This is a genomic window from Sulfitobacter sp. D7 (genome assembly GCF_003611275.1).
GTDB lineage: Bacteria > Pseudomonadota > Alphaproteobacteria > Rhodobacterales > Rhodobacteraceae > Sulfitobacter > Sulfitobacter profundi.
In genome coordinates this window covers 722,572-738,324 of the sequence record NZ_CP020694.1, presented here as the reverse complement: position 1 = coordinate 738,324, position 15,753 = coordinate 722,572, and the positions used below count along the sequence as shown (strand labels likewise).

Genomic DNA, 15,753 nt, shown 5'->3' with positions numbered 1-15,753 from the left:
GATTCCCCTTTTCAGGCCTGCGGATAACTGTTGGAAGCGTTTGAATTGTGCAGTGACAACAAAGCCTTGATCAGCGTCTGGTGCCTCATTGGCAATTACTACCAGAAGAAGTGTTGTGACCACGCGGGCTGCTGACGACCTTCCAGCCTTCGGCGGCTGGCAAAGCAGATGAGAATTAGGCGCTGGATACTGCCAGAAAAATTCAGTTGCGGTGCAAGGTGGATTTGCGTGCCGGAACGCGGTGGCACCGATAGGCATCCCCATAAAGGCTATGTCTATTTTCTAGGACTTCGCTCAGTAAACATCACCTAAGCCGCCCGTGGGCCCCTAGGTGTTGAGCCATTCCTCCAAATGCCGGCAAGCCGTATCAATTGGTTAAACCGCCGGATGGCTAAGGCTGAACCGCCCGGCGCAAACAAGCAAATAGATCGCCAATGTAGTATGGCTGATTGTGCTTGGGAGAATCTCTATGTTCGGAAGTCGATTGCGGACTGTGACACAGGGAACATCTAGGATTTCTCAATTCTACTTATCGATGTCGTCGAATCTCGATCGCATCGCCGCGGGCGCGGGCGGCACGGGCGCTTTTTCCCTCTTCTGCGTCACTATGTGGGTCCAGTCAGCATCTCTTTCGTTCTCGTCTTCCCGCTCGCGCTTGCGCTCCTCGATCTCCTCAACTGAGCGTCCGACTTGGTCGCGTGCTTCTTCAATTAAAGCAGCTGCGTCGGCGTCGACGCCAATCGCCTCCAGCCGGTCCAACAGGTCGAACAATCTCTTGAAATGACTGTCGGGTTCGTCGTCGAGATCGGCATCTGCCGTAATCTCTTCTATTCGATCTTCGAGAGATGGCAAAACCGTGGTCCGCAATCCCAGACCCAGGCTAACCAAACGTAACGGCGACAATAGGCCGAGCATGTCTTCTTCTTCGAAGAAAGAGGCGTCAAGCGCATCTTTCGCCGCCAACTCAAGCCTTTCTGCTGCTTCCTCGCGCAGATAGTCGTGCAAGAGTCCTAGGCGATTTGCGCGACCGCAGGTGGCAAGCTTCGGGTCGTCAACAACGGGATCGGTCCGCCAAGATGATCGCTGCAACAAATCCGGATATCTCTTAACCACGTTGGAGAAAACCACCTCGCTGGCGCGATAGTATAGAAAGTGGAACAGCATCCGGTTTCGATGGAGCTCGTCGGGTGTGCGGCCGAGGCGGGCGACCAAAGCGTCGTCCAGTGCGGTTGGGATGACCAGGGCGTCTCGTATGTGCGATGATCCTTCGCACGTGAAGCTCCCGAGAATGGTGTCAATAGGCGCTCCCCGGATCAACGCTGCCATCATATGCGGCTTCTGTCGCATTACCTCCGTCAGGGCGTCCGAAATCGTCGGGTGTGCGAAGGTCCATCTGGGGCCGGAGAGCTTAAGGAACGACCCCTTCAGTTCCGCAAAGCTATCCTGAATCTTGCTGATGGAATACCCGGTCAGTTCTGCGACCGCCTTCGCAGCCAACGGATCGTGGTCGCTGGGATCGAAGCCGGCCTGATGGACATAAACCAGGATAAGCGCCGCCTGCAGCTGATCGGCCAAGGCGTTTACGGTATCGACAAGGTGCTCAGTCGGCTCTTCCATGAAGCGGACAAGCGAAAGCTCGCGCGGCGCCAGCCCTTTGGTGAAGCTCGGGTCCCCAAGCCGTTCGGCAATGCCCGGAAGAAAACTCTCAACGCCAGCAACGGCCGCAAGGTGCGGTTTCACGCTCGATCGCCAGCTCTGACTCTGTTCGCCGAAATTAATGTGGTTATACAGAATCTGGCCTTTTTCATCGAGAGACAGATCGCCCACGTCTACCACGGCACTTCGGTCTGTGAATTGCGCGAGATTGCGCTGGCCAAGTTGTCGCCGCGCACCCTCATAGATATGCCTGCGCGACGTCAGCAGGAAGCGATTGCCGTGCTTAATCGCCGCGCGCAATTTCGAAAACGCAGAAGCCCAGTCTTGGACATAATCGTCGCGTAGCACGTTCGAACCGAATGCATCGTCGATCCAGAAAAATCGACCGGGATCGTTTGGGTTCCAGCCCGCCTCGAAATCGCGCGGACTAGTGAGAGCAAGGATGGTGTTATCTGGGTTCTCGGATGCTATAGTAGAAATTATCGCGCCGATCGCGGATTTACCACTCGACGGGTTGCCAAGCAGGAGCACAACGCCATGATCCGAGATGGCGTTAACCGCGTCGCGATGGGCCTTGGTCGGAACATAAGTCCGCAGCTTCGGAATCCAACTATCGAGAAGCGCCCGACTTTGTTCACTGAGCCTCTCGTCGACGATTGAAGTCAAATCGCCAAGACCATATACTTGAGGCACGAGCGCGCGCAGGCGAGCGCTGCTCCTAATGACTCTGACGATATACTGGCTGCCTAGAATATGCGGCTTTCGCACGCCGAGCTCGCGCAAGCGTGCACGCATTTTGGCGGCGACAGGCGCATCGATGCTCATGTTGGTCATGAAGACGTAAGTGTCGGCCAGACCGGCCTTGACCAGTTTCTCGACGTTTTCGATCTCACCCGAAAGATCGCCCGCCTTCAGCGCCTTGCCCGCCTCTGAGGTGTGCTTGCACTGAATTGTGCCAATGGCGGGCGCATCCGATCCCGACGGTATTAAAAACACCGCGTCCTGGCCGCCATCCTGAGCTTCCCGGAAAATCTCGACTGGACGGCTGAGCACCACTTCGCAGACCTGCGAGCAGAGATCCTGGAATGCACGCCAGCCTATCGTATGTAGCGCCAGGTCACTCCATGCACCGTGCGCGCGGCGCTTTCGGGCTAACACAACATCGCCCATGCCGCCGTCGACATTCATGCGGCGGAGACCGACGGTTGCACCTGTGGCGGGTCAGGCAGGTCCTCACCGCGGAAAAAACGCCACATTCCCCTTACGACCGTCTTCAGCATTTCGCTCTCGTGACCCTGTTCCTTGGCGCGCCGCAATGTCTGATAAACGACATCGGGGATTTTTTGGGTGTCACTGTTCGGTTCCACACCAAAAAGCTCGCAGGCAGCAGTAAGGCACGCGGCGTGAACCTCCGGGGTGATATCTTCCTTGAGGCGGTGTTCCAGCGTATTGCCGAAATGCGCATAGCAATCGCTGACAAGGTCATTGGTCGGGGCGGCATCGAACTCTTGATCTGGCTTTGCGAGCTTGCTCAAGGCAAGGTCCGTCGCGGGCTTGCGCTTACCTTCGGGCAGATGGTGATCGCAATCCCAGAGCAGGAAGGTCGGAATGCCGAGCTCGCGGAAAATGATATAAGGACGGTCGAGGTTGGATTTTCCCTCAGTAGATAGGATGGCGATTCCAGCCGCCTCAAAATTAACGCCGAGCATCCGTGCTGTCGCCGTGAGCGCCGCTTTGTCGCTGCGCCCCTCGACTAGGATGACGCCATTCGCGAAAAATCCTTCCGCCAGTTCAGCTCCAAGGATATGAAGCCTTGGCATCAATGTCTGTGCACTGTATGAGCCGGGGGGCTTATCCCAACCCCGTTCTAGCTTCTGTGCTACGATACCGAGATCGAGAGCCCGCAAGCTGCACTGCTTGAACGCGCTGTCGGCGCAGGCTGAGCGGCGGGTGAGCCGGATCTCATCGGCTTTGCCCATCGAAATGAACATCGGCGAGTGCGAGCCGAAGATGATTTGGGTATGCCCCTGGACGCCTGGAATCGTGCCGCTGCTGAGACCGCGCAACACCTCGGCGAAATGCCGCTGCTTAGTCGGATGCTGGTAGAGTTCTGGCTCCTCGATAGCGAGGATCATAGTGGGCGTCTGGGCGACCACTGCGGGGTAGTCAAGAGCATCGCCGCCTGCTTCCTCGGCACCTGCATCCTCGGTTTCAGGAACCGCCGCGCGCGCCAGATGTTGGAGCAGTGTTAAAATGAAGGCGCGCTGAAGGCCGTGGCCCTGCCTATCGACCGGGCCGCCGAAACCATCATCCTTAAGAAACACGTCAGCCATCGGCAACGGGACCGGCATCTCTCCGATCTCTCGCCAATTCAAGTCGACCTCGGCCTCTTGGTAGAGGCCGCGCAGGTCGGCGGTGAGCGTCGCCGCCAGAGCGCCAAGCTCCGCCATATTCTCCGCCGACACCAACGCCTGATAGGCTTCCGTCATCTGCGCCTTGAAGGCCTGAACGTCGGGTCGCTGCAATATTTGACTACGCACAAGCAACTCGAGAAGCTGCCCGATAACGCTCGTTTTCCCGTCGGCTGCATCGGCCGACGCCTCGCGCACCGCTGGGATGAACACGAAGCTCGTATGCCTCTGGAGCTTGCCGCGGCTGTTGTTCTGGAAGCCAAAGAACTGCCCGTCATCGAGCAGCGGAATCAGTTGATCGGGATGGGCTGCCTCCCAATCCAGCAGCGCCTGGTCAACTGCGGCAGCGCTGCCGGCGTTGGGCATATCAGCGTAGAGTGGATTGTCTTCGCGCAGAGCATCGTAGGCCGTGCGCTTCTGCATCGCTGTGGATTTTGACCGGATCGCGACAAAGTCGGGGATTTGAGGAACGACACCGTGATAGCGACCGCTTGAGGGGCCATCGTCGAAAATACGTGTCACGACCAGCTTGCCGTCGCGAACTCGGTCCTCGAACGACGCCGCTTCCTGATCGCTCAGCTGATGAAAGGGGAGTTCGATCTCGATCGGCTGCCCCTGGTCGCGCGCGAAGAAATCGTCGGCGTCGCAGCTTTTCGACGTGGAGTAGAATTTCTCAATTGCTTTCAATATGGACGATTTGCCCGCGCCGTTGCCGCCAATGAACGCTGTATGCGCGCCAAAGCCGACGTCGATGTCTCGAAGCGATCTAAAATTTTTGATGCGCGCGCGCTCGAGCTGCATTGGTCCACTCCCCAGGATCTTTACTCTTCGATTTCCTATCCGTCGGAACTCAACGGTAATTTCAATAGTTTACGCTGGCAACTCTCAAGGTGGCATGGCCGAAAACCGCAAAATCGCCAATGTGCTCACGGGCATAGATGAACGACCTTGTAATATTACGCCCGCTCAGAAGTTCGAAGAGCGTGTTGCATCCACCTGTTAAGATCACCGCTAAGACATCCATTTTATTCAAGCTAATTCTTAACGTTTCACGGCCCAACACAAGGTGAGGTGGAGTGCCCCGAATGCTCGTAGTGCCCCGCGAGTGCGGCGCAGACCAACTCTTCCTGCCGCAGGTCTTCTCTTTCGGTTCGGCCCAATTACCAACCTGAGCTCTGATCATCTATCTTGTGCGCTCATCCTAAAGGACGCGTATTTTACCGCCCCGGAACGGTGCCATTCGCTCTGATCTGAGCTCCGACATTGCCAAGTTTGATATATGCTGCAACTCAATGTGAGGGCCCCAAGACGCGCCCTAGTATGCTGCCCTCCATGCACCCCAGGCCCGCAAGCCGATGCTCTAGCGTGCTTCATTTTGACCTGAATGTGCCTTGGTTGAATGCGACATGAAGTGATGGCGCTTATCATTTCGAACTATTTTTTGATCTTTAGGTTATAGCGCCAACTTGTGTTTACGTTTTGCCTTTTTTTGTTGGCATTTCGGTTGGCGGCTCGGTCCGGCTAAGTTGACATCTGGGTCAAAACTGACCTGCTAAGTTTCCATCTAAGTTGACATAAGTTTCCCTCTAAGTTGACAGATTTTAGTTCATGCAACTTATTTCTGTGTGACAAGCTGTGAAAGTTCGCCATCACTTAGTAGGGGCACCGACGGCACCATCTGATTAATTCGCATCGGGTGAAAATGCGTTGAACCAACCGCGTTCTCTGTTTGGTCGTTCGGACAGCAAATCCCGCCCGCCGAGCCTTAGTCAGGAGCCTCGCGGTAAGGGCGACAATCTGAGAATACGCAGCGCAAAGCTTGGACGCCAGCAAGCGTCGGTGCTGGATCGGTATCCTGAGTGATCAACCGCAAGAAGCCAACCCAGGCGCGCTCATTCTCGGTAATGTCTTCAAGCGATGGCATCAGTTCCGATGGCTGCTTTTTATTCATTTGTTAAACAGGCCCCGAAGTGCGGCGCGTGAGCGCGTTGTGAGTGCAGGGTCTTTGTAATCTGAAGCGTCACGTAGCGCTTCCAGCCATACCACTTCGTTGCGTGAGACTATGGTGCCGAAGATTTCGTCGGTCACCTCTGAAGTCGTTTCGTAGCCCGACTGCTGGATAGCCATCCTAAACAGAAGCCTTGGGTCGACCTCGAGCGCCTGGGCTAGCGCTGCCACGCGATCCAACGGGACTTTACTCCTTCCGCTCTTAAGCAGGCTCATCATATTCACATTGATAAAACCCGCTTCAACAGCGATCTCAAGCTGGCTTTTACGCGGGCGCAGTTCAAGAATCCTCTTTGTTAAATATGCTGCGAGTTTCGTGTCAGCGTATGGGGTCTTTGGGGCCATCAGATTTTCCATCCATGAAGTATCGCAGCAGCTCGACTGCTTAATTTCTTTATAGAAAGTCTGATGTTGGAGATGCATTGTGCTGAACCGACCGCAAGCATCTCAAGTTATTTTGGGGCCAGTGGGGCCGGCAAATTCCAACTCCTACGAAGAGTTCAGGTTGTTGTTCAAAGTAAATGCGAGAGATCCAGATCTCGGTAGTCAATCGCATCGATGAGTTCGGCACGTTGCCGCAGAACACCATGAGCAAGGATCCCATAACGACCAGTCGTCGTGCCCTGGGTATGACCGAGGATCATGCCGAACTGTTCATCTAGGTAACCGGCACGGCGCAGAGCATCAGTAGCACCATGGCGAAACGAATACAGGCTGAGGCCCCTACCCTGCTTGATATTGATCCTCGTCAGATAGCGACTGAACTCGCGTGAAAACTCAGCCATCATCTGTCCTCGGGCGTTCCGGACCGCGTTTGGGAAAAGCTCAGTTTCTCCCGCCTTCATCTGCGCCTTATGATAATTGACCAAACCGAGCTTTATGAGCATCGGGTGTAGCGGCACGACGCGCATGGAACCCTTCGTCTTGGTCCGTTTCTCCCCTTCTCCCTCAGTGGTGATGTGCATGATCCAACGCCCATCCTGTTCTCGAACATCAGACAGATTCAACTGACCTATTTCACCCGGACGAGCACCGGAGAATAGCATAATCAACGGCACCCAATATCTATGGTCACGAATGAGGACGTTTCCGCTTTTCGCCATGAGCGACCACACTTCCGCGCTCTGACACCCTGTAAAAAGCGGCGAGCGAAACAGGGCATTAAGTTGATCGGTGGAGAACGGGAGCGTTGTGCTCCCCTTCTCTTTCGCCAATGACATTCCTAAAACAGGGTTTTGGTCAAGATAGCCGTTGTTGACCAGCCATTTGCAAAAGGCGCTCAGGCTAGAGAGGTATCTGTTCACTGACCTGTCAGAGAGCACCGGCTTCTTCTCTGTTCCATTGGCTGCGACAATTTCAGGTAAGGTCATTCCCTTAAAGACGCGCATCTCCGTTGCCTTGACCGGAAATTTCACCAATAAGGCCTTCCATTCTCTGACCATCTTTTTATCGATTTTCGCTACCGGACATGTGGGGCCAGCGATCTGCACCAGAAGGCTGATGTCCCGACGCATCTGGCTGATACGGTCATGCGATACGCCGCCCACGTTCTCGCGGGCAAATATCTCGAAGACGTCGGTGATCTTTTCGCCCGGCGCACCGTTGGGGCCCTGACGCTCCAGGGCATGCTTTATCAACTGGTCAGCAGGCTCACCACCGAAGTTCCCTTCGTCACGCTCTACGGTTCGCATGAGCGCCTCTATCTCGACACGAATAAGCTTACGAACGAGATCTGCACGATCTGTCGGTCCGATAACAAGCCCGTGGGTCTCCAAGTATGCGTTGATCTCATGGTCGACCAAAGCAGACTCACCTCTGACCAAGTGTTTTCGGAGTGCACCCAGCTTAATTTTCCGGCTCCGCGCCTCGACACTCTGGGATCCAGATTGTCTATCCTTCAGGAGCTTCAACTCCAAAGCTGCATCCAGAAAGCCCAAGTGGTCAGAAGTCTCAATCTTCTGTTTTTGGATGAAGGCGACTGCCGCATCTTCTGCTTCCTCGATCTCAGCGTCGGTCGTAACTATTGATCGACGCTGTTCATCGCGTTCTAAGGTGCCTTGGTAGTGCGACCAGATAAGTTCATCCTTATCCTCCTCTGCCATCGTGCCCCTATTGCGCAAAGCATCAAAGGAGCGGAGCCAAGCATCTATTACAGCCCGAACACGTCGGTTTGCTTCCGCCGGGTCATTGGTTCCAAGAGCCTTGACCAGCTCTTTGCGGCCTACTGCTTCGACTAGATCTTTGGGCACTCGCAGGCGGGCTGAATAAGCGCCGCCGCGTCGTATAAGGTATGTCTGTCTGCCCATCGTTTTCTTCTCTCGATCATGGAGCTGCAGCAACTGTGTGTTACGCTCATGTGTTACACCCACACGGGAAATAGGCAATTAAAAACAGTGTTTTATATAAAAGTCAGGCGCTTGATAGCGAGCCGGATTTGGTCCTACCATCCCAGCCAACACACTCCCCCGATAGCCATCACCGACTACTGCACAGCGCCCCTACGACATCACGTCGCAGACCAAAGCGCCCTATAGCGTTGCGGTGTCAGCCGCGGTATCAGCGCGCATGTCCGCCGTTTCGCGCATATCCTCGCTTCGGGTTAGCCTGACCCTCTTGCTGGTGCTGGCCCTTGCCAGCTTGCCCTTCGCACATCGTGCGACCGCGCAGGTACAGCAAGACCCGGCCTTCATCGCCTTTATCCAAGCGGGCGGCACGCTGAGCGATCTTTGCGACGGCACGCTCGAGGGGCAGAACCATGCGGCCTTGGATTGCGAAGCCTGCCGGATCGTCAATGCGTTGATCTTGCCGACCCCGGCAGATGTCTTGCTGCCGGGCGGGAGGCTGCGTTTTGCCAAACCGCGCGCGGCCCGTGCCCTCGGCGCACCGCGCAGCCCTGCGGGGGCGCCCCCGCCTGTCCGGGGGCCGCCATTCGTCTAAGCCATCGCTTCTTTCGCAATACTCAGACAATGGACCACGACAATGAAAACTTTCTATACCGCAGCCTTGGCTGCCCTACTTGCCCTGCCCGCCGCCGCGCATGAGTACACCGCCGGTGCTTTGACCGTCGATCATCCGGTGGCCTTTGAAACCCCGAAAACCGCCCGCGTCGGCGGCGGCTATCTGACGATCACCAATGGCGGAGACAGCGCAGACCGCCTCGTCAGCATCAGCGCCGAGGGCTTCGACGAAGTCTCCCTCCATCAGACGACCACCGATGATATGGGCGTCGCGCGCATGTCGCATATCGACGGCCTCGATCTGCCTGCAGGTGAGACGGTGACGCTTAAGCCCGGTGGGCTGCATATCATGTTCATGGGCCTCGACGGTGACCCTTTTGAGGAAGGTGAGAAAATCCCCGCCACCCTGACCTTTGAAAAGGCCGGGACCTTGGAGGTGATATTCAACGTCGAAAGCCGCCGCGGGCATGATGCGGGCGCCATGGATCACGGCGCGCACGCGCAAAAACACTAACCCCAAGCCAGTCGCAGGATGCGCCGCAAGGCGTTGACCGGCCCGCTTCGACACCTCTGCCTTTGGGCGGTGGTGGTGTTGTTTGGGGCGTTCTCGACGCTTGCGCCCGGAACCATGCCAGAGCGCCAGCAAGGCGCGCTGACCATGGTGCTGTGCACAGGTCACGGGGTGGAGACGGTGACCGTCGGGCCGGATGGCACACCGGTTGAGCCTGAACATAAACCCTGCGACTGGAACCAGCACCCCCTCGCCGCGCAGCGCAAGGGGCTGGTGGTGGCCCCCTTAGCCGCCGCCATCGATCCTGCGCCACTGCTGCCCCCTGCTCCCAGCACGGAGCCAATACCGCGCCGCGCCACCGTCAAACGCGCACGGGCACCGCCACGGTCTCTCTGACCCTCATCCAACAGATCAATTCAGTCAGAGGACCAAACATATGGTTTCCATCACTCCTGCAGGCGCGACAGCCCTGCAAAACGACAACACGCAGCATGCGAACAGCTTTTACCGCGCCGCATGGCGCTGGCATTTCTATGCCGGGCTTTACGTCATCCCCTTCTTCATCATGCTCGCCCTTACCGGGCTTGTGATGCTCTGGATCGCCTTTATCGGCGGGCGGGACGGAGAGCGAATTGCCGTGCATCCGCAGGGCGCGCCGCTTGCGGTGTCCGAACAAGCCGCCGCCGCGCAGGCCAGCATCGAGGGCGGCGCCCTCGTGCAATATGTCGCCCCCCGTGCCGGTGATCTGGCCGCGATCTTTCGCGTCGATGCGAATGACGTGGCGGCGATGGTCACCGTCGACCCCTATACCGCCGAAATCCTCGCCAGCTTTCCGCGCCGCAGCGGGTGGTATGACATGGCCGACAACATTCACGCCAACCTGCTGCTGGGCGTCACCGGCGACCGCATGATCGAAATCGCCGCCTCGCTTGGGATGGTGCTGATCGCGACGGGGCTCTACCTTTGGTGGCCGCGCGGCACCGGATGGCGGGCGGCGCTGCTGCCCCGTTTCGGTCGTGGGCGGGCGCTGTGGAGGTCGCTTCATGGGGCGATCGGGCTTTGGGTCTCGGTCGTGCTGTTCTTCTTCCTCATCTCGGGCCTGTCATGGGCCGGAGTCTGGGGGGAGAAAATGGTGCAGGCATGGAGCCAGTTCCCGGCGGAGAAATGGGATGCGCCGCTGTCGGATGACATCCACGCCAAGATGAACCACGGCCCCAAGGAAGTGCCATGGGCGCTGGAGCAGACCCCGATGCCCGCCTCGGGCAGTGATGCCGGTGTTACGGGGCTGGCCGAAGGCACGCCTGCCACGCTCGACACGATTGATGCGCTGGCGCGGCAGATCGGGTTTGACGCACGCTACCAGATGAACCTGCCGCAGGGCAAAGAGGGTGTCTGGACCCTAAGCCGGGATACGATGAACAGCGATGCGACCGACCCCACCAGCGACCGCACGGTGCATATCGACCGGCACACGGGCAAGGTCCTCGCCGATGTGCGCTACGCGGATTATTCGCTGGCGGGCAAGGCGATGGCCGTGGGCATCGCGCTGCATATGGGCACCTTGGGCTGGCCGAGTGTCATGGCCAATACGCTCTTTTGCCTGTCGGTGATCTTTCTTTGCGTCTCTGGCGTGGTGATGTGGTGGAAACGCCGCCCGACAAACCCGGCGGGCTGGCTCGCGGCCCCGCCTCCGCCGCGCAATATGACGCTTTGGAAAGGCGCGGTTGTGGTCGGTCTGGCCGTGGCGCTGGCCTTTCCAATGGCGGGGATCACCCTGCTGGTCGTCGGGCTGCTGGATTGGTTGTTGCTGCGCCGTGTGCCAGTGCTGAAACGCATGGTGTCCTGAAATGCCGCCCGCCCCTTCGCGGGGGCGGGCACCGCTTGGCCCTTAGGCCGTGTGCTGTTTGATCAGCTCTTTATAAAGCGCCTGAATGCGTTTGGTGACGGGCCGTTCTCCGCTGCCGATGGCCTTGCCGTCAATCTCTGCCACCGGGGTCTGCGCGCCAAAGGTGCCAGTGAGAAAGGCTTCATCCGCGCCATAAGCTTCGTAGAGCGAGAAGTTCTTCTCCCGCATCGGAATGCCGTTTTCATGGCACAGGTCGATCACCTTTTGCCGCGTCACCCCGTTCATGCAATAGTCCCCGGTCGAGGTCCAAACCTCCCCCCGCCGCACGATGAAAAAGTTGCAAGCGTTGGTGGTGTTCACAAAACCATGCGGGTCGAGCATCAGCGCCTCATCCGCGCCCACTTCCTCGGCCTGAAGGCAGGCGATGATGCAGTTCAGCTTGGAATGACTGTTAAGCTTGGGGTCTTGGCTATGTGGCAGCCCGCGCACCTGCGGGACGCTCGCCAAACGAATGCCCGCAGATTGCAGGCGATCCACGGGTTTGGAATGCTCCATGATGATCACCAGCGTCGGCCCGGTGGTGCTGAGCGAGGGGTGCTGGAAGGGTTTATCCTTGATCCCCCGCGTGAGCATTAGGCGGCAGTGCACGTCACTGTGCATGTCGTTCGCCTCTGCCGTGCGGCGCAGCGCCTCGGCGATGCCGTCTTTGTCCAGGCCCACGTCGAGCGAGATTGCTTTGCAGGAATTAAAGAAGCGGTCCATATGCTCGTCGAAGAACGCCCATGTCCCGTTATAGAGGCGCATGCCTTCCCAGATGCCGTCGCCCAGCATGAAGCCCGCGTCATAGACCGAGACCTTGGCCTCGTCGCGGTGCACGATGTCGCCGTTGACGTAGATCTTGATGTCCTGGTTTCGGGCGTCTTCGTCGGCGGCGTGGGTGGTGGTGTGTTCGGTCATGGGAGGGGTCCGTTTGTGAGGGCGGTTGGCGCTATTGATAAGCAAATGGATCGATGTTGCCACCCCGGTCCCGGAATCAAGCCGCAGGCGCCGGGCTCTCAACGTTTTGACTACCACCCGGGCCCGGGACAAGCCGTAGGCGCCGGGCCATCGCCTGCCCGCCCGTCACGCCGGAGGCGTGCCAGCCTATATGAGCGCACCTTTGGTGCGACCGGGTAGGCGATTTGGTGAGGCTGGGTGTGCCCTCGCGGACCGCACATCAAAGCCGAGAAATAAAGTGGCACCAATTTACGTCAGATCGCCAACCCGCGGTCAGGCGCTGGCCCTCAGACCCGCCAGCTCAGCACGCGCCGTTCCACGAAGGCAACAGCCGCAGACACCGCCACGCCCAGCAGCGACAGGATCACCACACCCGCAAACAGACGCTCCAAATCATACAGGCTCCCCGCCTGCAAAATATACGCCCCGATTCCATATTCCGCGCCCAGCATCTCGGCAGCCACCAACAAAATAATCGCGATGGTCAGCGAAATCCGCAGCCCCGAGAGGATCCCCGGCATCGCGCCGGGCACCACGATTTTCGAGACAATCGACCACCAACCAAGGCCGAAACTCTGCCCCATGCGGATCAACACCCGGTCCACATTGTCGACCGCCGCATAGGTGGCGACAACGGTGGGCGTGAAAGTGCCAAAGGCGATCAGCGCGTACTTACTCGCCTCATCAATGCCGAACCAAATCACAAACAGCGGCAACAGCGCGATCTTGGGAATGGGGAAAATCGCCGCCACCAGCGGCACCAGACCCGCGCGGGCCAAAGAAAACAGCCCGATCAAAATGCCAACACCGATCCCGACCGACGCGCCGATCAGCGCGCCCACCGCCAGACGGGTCAGCGAGGGCACGAGATGTTTGAACAACATCCCCGACTGATAAAGCTCTTGAAATGTCAGCAGCACATCGCTGGGCCGAGGCAACGTCAGGGCCGAGATAAAGCCGCTGCGCGTGCCCCATTCCGCCAGTAGGATCAGCACCACGAAAACCGCAAGCCCCACGCCCCGCCGCGTGCCGGGCTGGAAGCCACCGCCGCGAAAGGTGACTTCGCGGGCATTCACATCCGTTATTTCAGCCATCGATCAACTCCGCATCCGCCGCCGCGGCCTCATCGCGCATCAGCCCCCATAGGTGCTGTTGCTGCGCCTCCAACGCCGGGTCGCCATGGCGCCGCTCGGCCAGCGGTATGTCTAGGTTCACCACCTCGCGCAATTCACCCGGACGGCGCGAGAGCACGACGATCTTATGCCCCAACCGCACCGCTTCAGCGAGGTTGTGGGTCACATAGACCGCCGTGAACGGCTGCCGCGTCCAGAGCGCCACAAGGTCGTCCATCAAAAGCTCGCGGGTCTGGCTGTCGAGCGCGCTCAGCGGCTCGTCCATCAGCATCACCGCCGGGTTCACCGCCAGCGCACGGGCAATCGCCACGCGCTGCTTCATGCCGCCCGAAAGCTGTTTGGGCAGCGCATCGGAGAAATCGGTCAATTTGGTCCGCGCCAACACATCGGCGATGATCGCCTCACGCTGCGCCTTGCCCAGCCCGTGATCCTCAAGCACCAGCGCCACATTGCCCCGCACCGTGCGCCACGGCAGCAGCGCGAAATCTTGGAAAATATAAGTGAGCGGGTTCAGACAGCCCTCAGGCGCATCGCCCATTTGCAGCACGCGGCCTTCGCTGGGCCGCTCCAACCCGCCGAGCATGCGCAGCAGGGTGGATTTGCCACAGCCGGAGGGGCCGACGATGCAAACGATCTGGCCAGAAGGAATATCGAGCGTGATGTCACGCAGCACTTGGGTATCGCCATAATAATGGCTGACGGAGGAAAGCTTGAGGTCCATGCCGCCCTTTTCCGGCAAAAACGCCCCGCGCGCAATGTGCGATCCGCGTCCCGGCGCAACCGCCCTGCGCCGGTGGCGCGCTTAGGGCTGCTCACCCTCTTTGCGGCTCAGGCCGTCCACCGCGATCCCGGCGGTAAAACCATGCACCAAGGTCGACACGAGGATCGCAAAACCCACCATCGCCCAAAGCGGCTCTTCGTCCAGAAACTCGACCTTCCCCGCCGCATAGGCAAGGTAGTAGATCGACCCGATCCCCCGGATCCCATAAAGCGCCACAACCCAGCGGGGGCGCGTCTCGAGCGACGTTCCCAAAAGGGATAGCCACCCCGCCAAGGGGCGCACGACAAAGATCAGCGCCAGCACGATCACCGCGCCCGACAGGGTCAGATCGCTCAGCAAGGCGGGCAACACCGCACCAATCGCCACCAGCAAAAGCGCCGTCAGCGCGTGCTCAACGGCGGCGGTGAAATCATGCAAACGACGGTGGAATTCGTGGTCCGCCTCAACCCGCCGGATCACCAGACCGGCCACCGCCACGGCGATGAAACCATAGCCTTCGGCAAGCTCCGTCGTGCCATAGCACAAGAGCACCCCCGCCAAGGCCACCACGCCCGAAGATGTCTCGGCCAGAACCGCCTTGCGCGGCACGGCGAACAACACCTGCCCCAAGGCCCAACCGCCCGCCGCGCCCATCACGGTGCCGACAGAGATGCGCCAAAAGACGTCTCGCGCCAGCCACTCCACGCCCCAAGTCGCCGGGGCCAAGCCTTCGGCCGCGACCAGAATACCAAGGTAGACGAAGGGAAAGGCCAAACCATCGTTCAGCGCCGCCTCTGTGGTCAGGGCAAAACGCACCGGATGTTCGCCCCCTTCCTGCGGCGGGCCAACCTGCACGTCAGCGGCCAAAACCGGATCGGTGGGTGCCATCACCGCGCCCAGCAAAATCGCCCCGGCTGCAGTCATCCCGGCAAAGGCCCAGCCCATCACTGCGACCGACAGGATCGTCAGCGGCATGGTCAGCGCCAACAACCGCGCCGTTGGCCCCCAGCGGGACCAATCAGAAAGCCTGTCGATCCGCAGCCCCGTCGCGAAGAGCGCGACGATCACGCAAAGCTCCGACACGATTTCCCATGGAAAGGGGGTGGCGCGCGGGTCGGGGAAACTCGGCATGCCGGGAACAAGGGCGAAAACGCCCATGCCCAAAAGGATCAACAGCCCCGAGGCGGCAGGCTCTCGCCGACTGAAAAAGCGGGGCAGCCAATGGGCAAGGATCACCACGGCGCCGACGGCCCCCAAGGCGAAATGATAGCCGTTCAGGGCGAAAAAACTGCCGTCGCTCACTGCACATTCCCGTTTTATGGTCAGGGGCTTGGCCCCGCATCAGCACCAAAGGTATCTTGGCGCCTCTGCATTGCCAGTGATGCCTGCCGGAAATGCCACCCTGCGGGAGCAAAAGGTAAAGGCGCGCCCGTGGGGGACGCGCCATTCAAAGCGATCATATCACGCAAGCAACGC

The 15,753-nt window shown here is 59.0% G+C and carries 12 protein-coding genes; 4 read left to right on the top strand and 8 right to left on the bottom strand.

Features of this window, described 5'->3' with window-relative positions; all coding sequences use genetic code 11:
- Nucleotides 1-525 precede the first annotated feature (525 nt).
- The 4 genes from B5M07_RS03565 to B5M07_RS03550 all read right to left on the bottom strand — a co-directional run bounded on the left by B5M07_RS03565 (nt 526) and on the right by B5M07_RS03550 (nt 8,380).
- Nucleotides 526-2,844 carry a hypothetical protein gene (locus tag B5M07_RS03565; RefSeq protein ID WP_205570899.1) on the bottom strand — a complete coding sequence of 773 codons (2,319 nt, stop codon included), beginning with the start codon at nt 2,842-2,844 and terminating at the stop codon, nt 526-528.
- On the bottom strand, nt 2,841-4,868 hold the full coding sequence (locus B5M07_RS03560; protein ID WP_120350246.1) for an ATP-dependent nuclease: 2,028 nt from the start codon (nt 4,866-4,868) through the stop codon (nt 2,841-2,843). The genes B5M07_RS03565 and B5M07_RS03560 overlap by 4 nt, the downstream gene beginning before the upstream one ends.
- Before the next feature lie 1,146 nt (nt 4,869-6,014).
- Nucleotides 6,015-6,419, bottom strand: a complete 405-nt coding sequence (locus B5M07_RS03555) for a helix-turn-helix domain-containing protein (RefSeq protein WP_120352143.1) — start codon at nt 6,417-6,419, stop codon at nt 6,015-6,017.
- Nucleotides 6,420-6,586: 167 nt separating this feature from the next.
- Nucleotides 6,587-8,380, bottom strand: a complete 1,794-nt coding sequence (locus B5M07_RS03550; RefSeq protein ID WP_120352142.1) for a site-specific integrase — start codon at nt 8,378-8,380, stop codon at nt 6,587-6,589.
- A 259-nt stretch (nt 8,381-8,639) separates the two neighbouring features.
- Between B5M07_RS03550 and B5M07_RS03545 the strand changes: the two genes are divergently transcribed.
- From B5M07_RS03545 to B5M07_RS03530, 4 genes are read left to right on the top strand one after another with little or no spacing between them, the layout of a single operon-like run.
- A complete protein-coding gene (locus B5M07_RS03545; protein ID WP_120350245.1) occupies nt 8,640-9,011 on the top strand; it encodes a hypothetical protein in 372 nt (123 codons plus the stop codon).
- Between the two features lie 42 nt (nt 9,012-9,053).
- Nucleotides 9,054-9,545, top strand: coding sequence for a copper chaperone PCu(A)C (locus B5M07_RS03540; protein WP_120350244.1), 492 nt, complete (start codon nt 9,054-9,056; stop codon nt 9,543-9,545).
- Between the two features lie 18 nt (nt 9,546-9,563).
- Nucleotides 9,564-9,938: a hypothetical protein gene (locus tag B5M07_RS03535; protein WP_120350243.1), complete on the top strand. Its 375-nt coding sequence runs from the start codon at nt 9,564-9,566 to the stop codon at nt 9,936-9,938.
- A gap of 40 nt (nt 9,939-9,978) precedes the next feature.
- Nucleotides 9,979-11,388, top strand: coding sequence for a PepSY-associated TM helix domain-containing protein (locus B5M07_RS03530; RefSeq protein ID WP_120350242.1), 1,410 nt, complete (start codon nt 9,979-9,981; stop codon nt 11,386-11,388).
- Nucleotides 11,389-11,430: 42 nt separating this feature from the next.
- Here B5M07_RS03530 and B5M07_RS03525 read toward each other — a convergent pair whose 3' ends face one another.
- The 4 genes from B5M07_RS03525 to B5M07_RS03510 form a co-directional block, all read right to left on the bottom strand.
- Nucleotides 11,431-12,345 (bottom strand): D-amino acid aminotransferase, encoded by a 915-nt coding sequence (locus B5M07_RS03525; protein ID WP_120350241.1) that lies wholly within the window; start codon nt 12,343-12,345, stop codon nt 11,431-11,433.
- 326 nt (nt 12,346-12,671) lie between these two features.
- Nucleotides 12,672-13,478, bottom strand: coding sequence for an ABC transporter permease (locus tag B5M07_RS03520; protein WP_205570898.1), 807 nt, complete (start codon nt 13,476-13,478; stop codon nt 12,672-12,674).
- Nucleotides 13,471-14,238, bottom strand: coding sequence for an ABC transporter ATP-binding protein (locus B5M07_RS03515; RefSeq protein WP_120350240.1), 768 nt, complete (start codon nt 14,236-14,238; stop codon nt 13,471-13,473). The genes B5M07_RS03520 and B5M07_RS03515 overlap by 8 nt, the downstream gene beginning before the upstream one ends.
- An 81-nt stretch (nt 14,239-14,319) precedes the next feature.
- Nucleotides 14,320-15,579 (bottom strand): cation:proton antiporter, encoded by a 1,260-nt coding sequence (locus B5M07_RS03510; RefSeq protein ID WP_120350239.1) that lies wholly within the window; start codon nt 15,577-15,579, stop codon nt 14,320-14,322.
- Nucleotides 15,580-15,753: the final 174 nt, after the last annotated feature.

What these genes read in the sequence shown, in the direction of transcription:
- B5M07_RS03525 (WP_120350241.1), bottom strand. Translation starts at nt 12,345, where the DNA reads ATGACCGAACACACCACCACCCACGCCGCCGACGAAGACGCCCGAAAC.
- B5M07_RS03535 (WP_120350243.1), top strand. Translation starts at nt 9,564, where the DNA reads ATGCGCCGCAAGGCGTTGACCGGCCCGCTTCGACACCTCTGCCTTTGG.
- B5M07_RS03520 (WP_205570898.1), bottom strand. Translation starts at nt 13,478, where the DNA reads ATGGCTGAAATAACGGATGTGAATGCCCGCGAAGTCACCTTTCGCGGC.
- B5M07_RS03545 (WP_120350245.1), top strand. Translation starts at nt 8,640, where the DNA reads ATGTCCGCCGTTTCGCGCATATCCTCGCTTCGGGTTAGCCTGACCCTC.
- B5M07_RS03550 (WP_120352142.1), bottom strand. Translation starts at nt 8,380, where the DNA reads ATGGGCAGACAGACATACCTTATACGACGCGGCGGCGCTTATTCAGCC.
- B5M07_RS03515 (WP_120350240.1), bottom strand. Translation starts at nt 14,238, where the DNA reads ATGGACCTCAAGCTTTCCTCCGTCAGCCATTATTATGGCGATACCCAA.
- B5M07_RS03565 (WP_205570899.1), bottom strand. Translation starts at nt 2,844, where the DNA reads ATGAATGTCGACGGCGGCATGGGCGATGTTGTGTTAGCCCGAAAGCGC.
- B5M07_RS03540 (WP_120350244.1), top strand. Translation starts at nt 9,054, where the DNA reads ATGAAAACTTTCTATACCGCAGCCTTGGCTGCCCTACTTGCCCTGCCC.
- B5M07_RS03530 (WP_120350242.1), top strand. Translation starts at nt 9,979, where the DNA reads ATGGTTTCCATCACTCCTGCAGGCGCGACAGCCCTGCAAAACGACAAC.
- B5M07_RS03560 (WP_120350246.1), bottom strand. Translation starts at nt 4,868, where the DNA reads ATGCAGCTCGAGCGCGCGCGCATCAAAAATTTTAGATCGCTTCGAGAC.
- B5M07_RS03555 (WP_120352143.1), bottom strand. Translation starts at nt 6,419, where the DNA reads ATGGCCCCAAAGACCCCATACGCTGACACGAAACTCGCAGCATATTTA.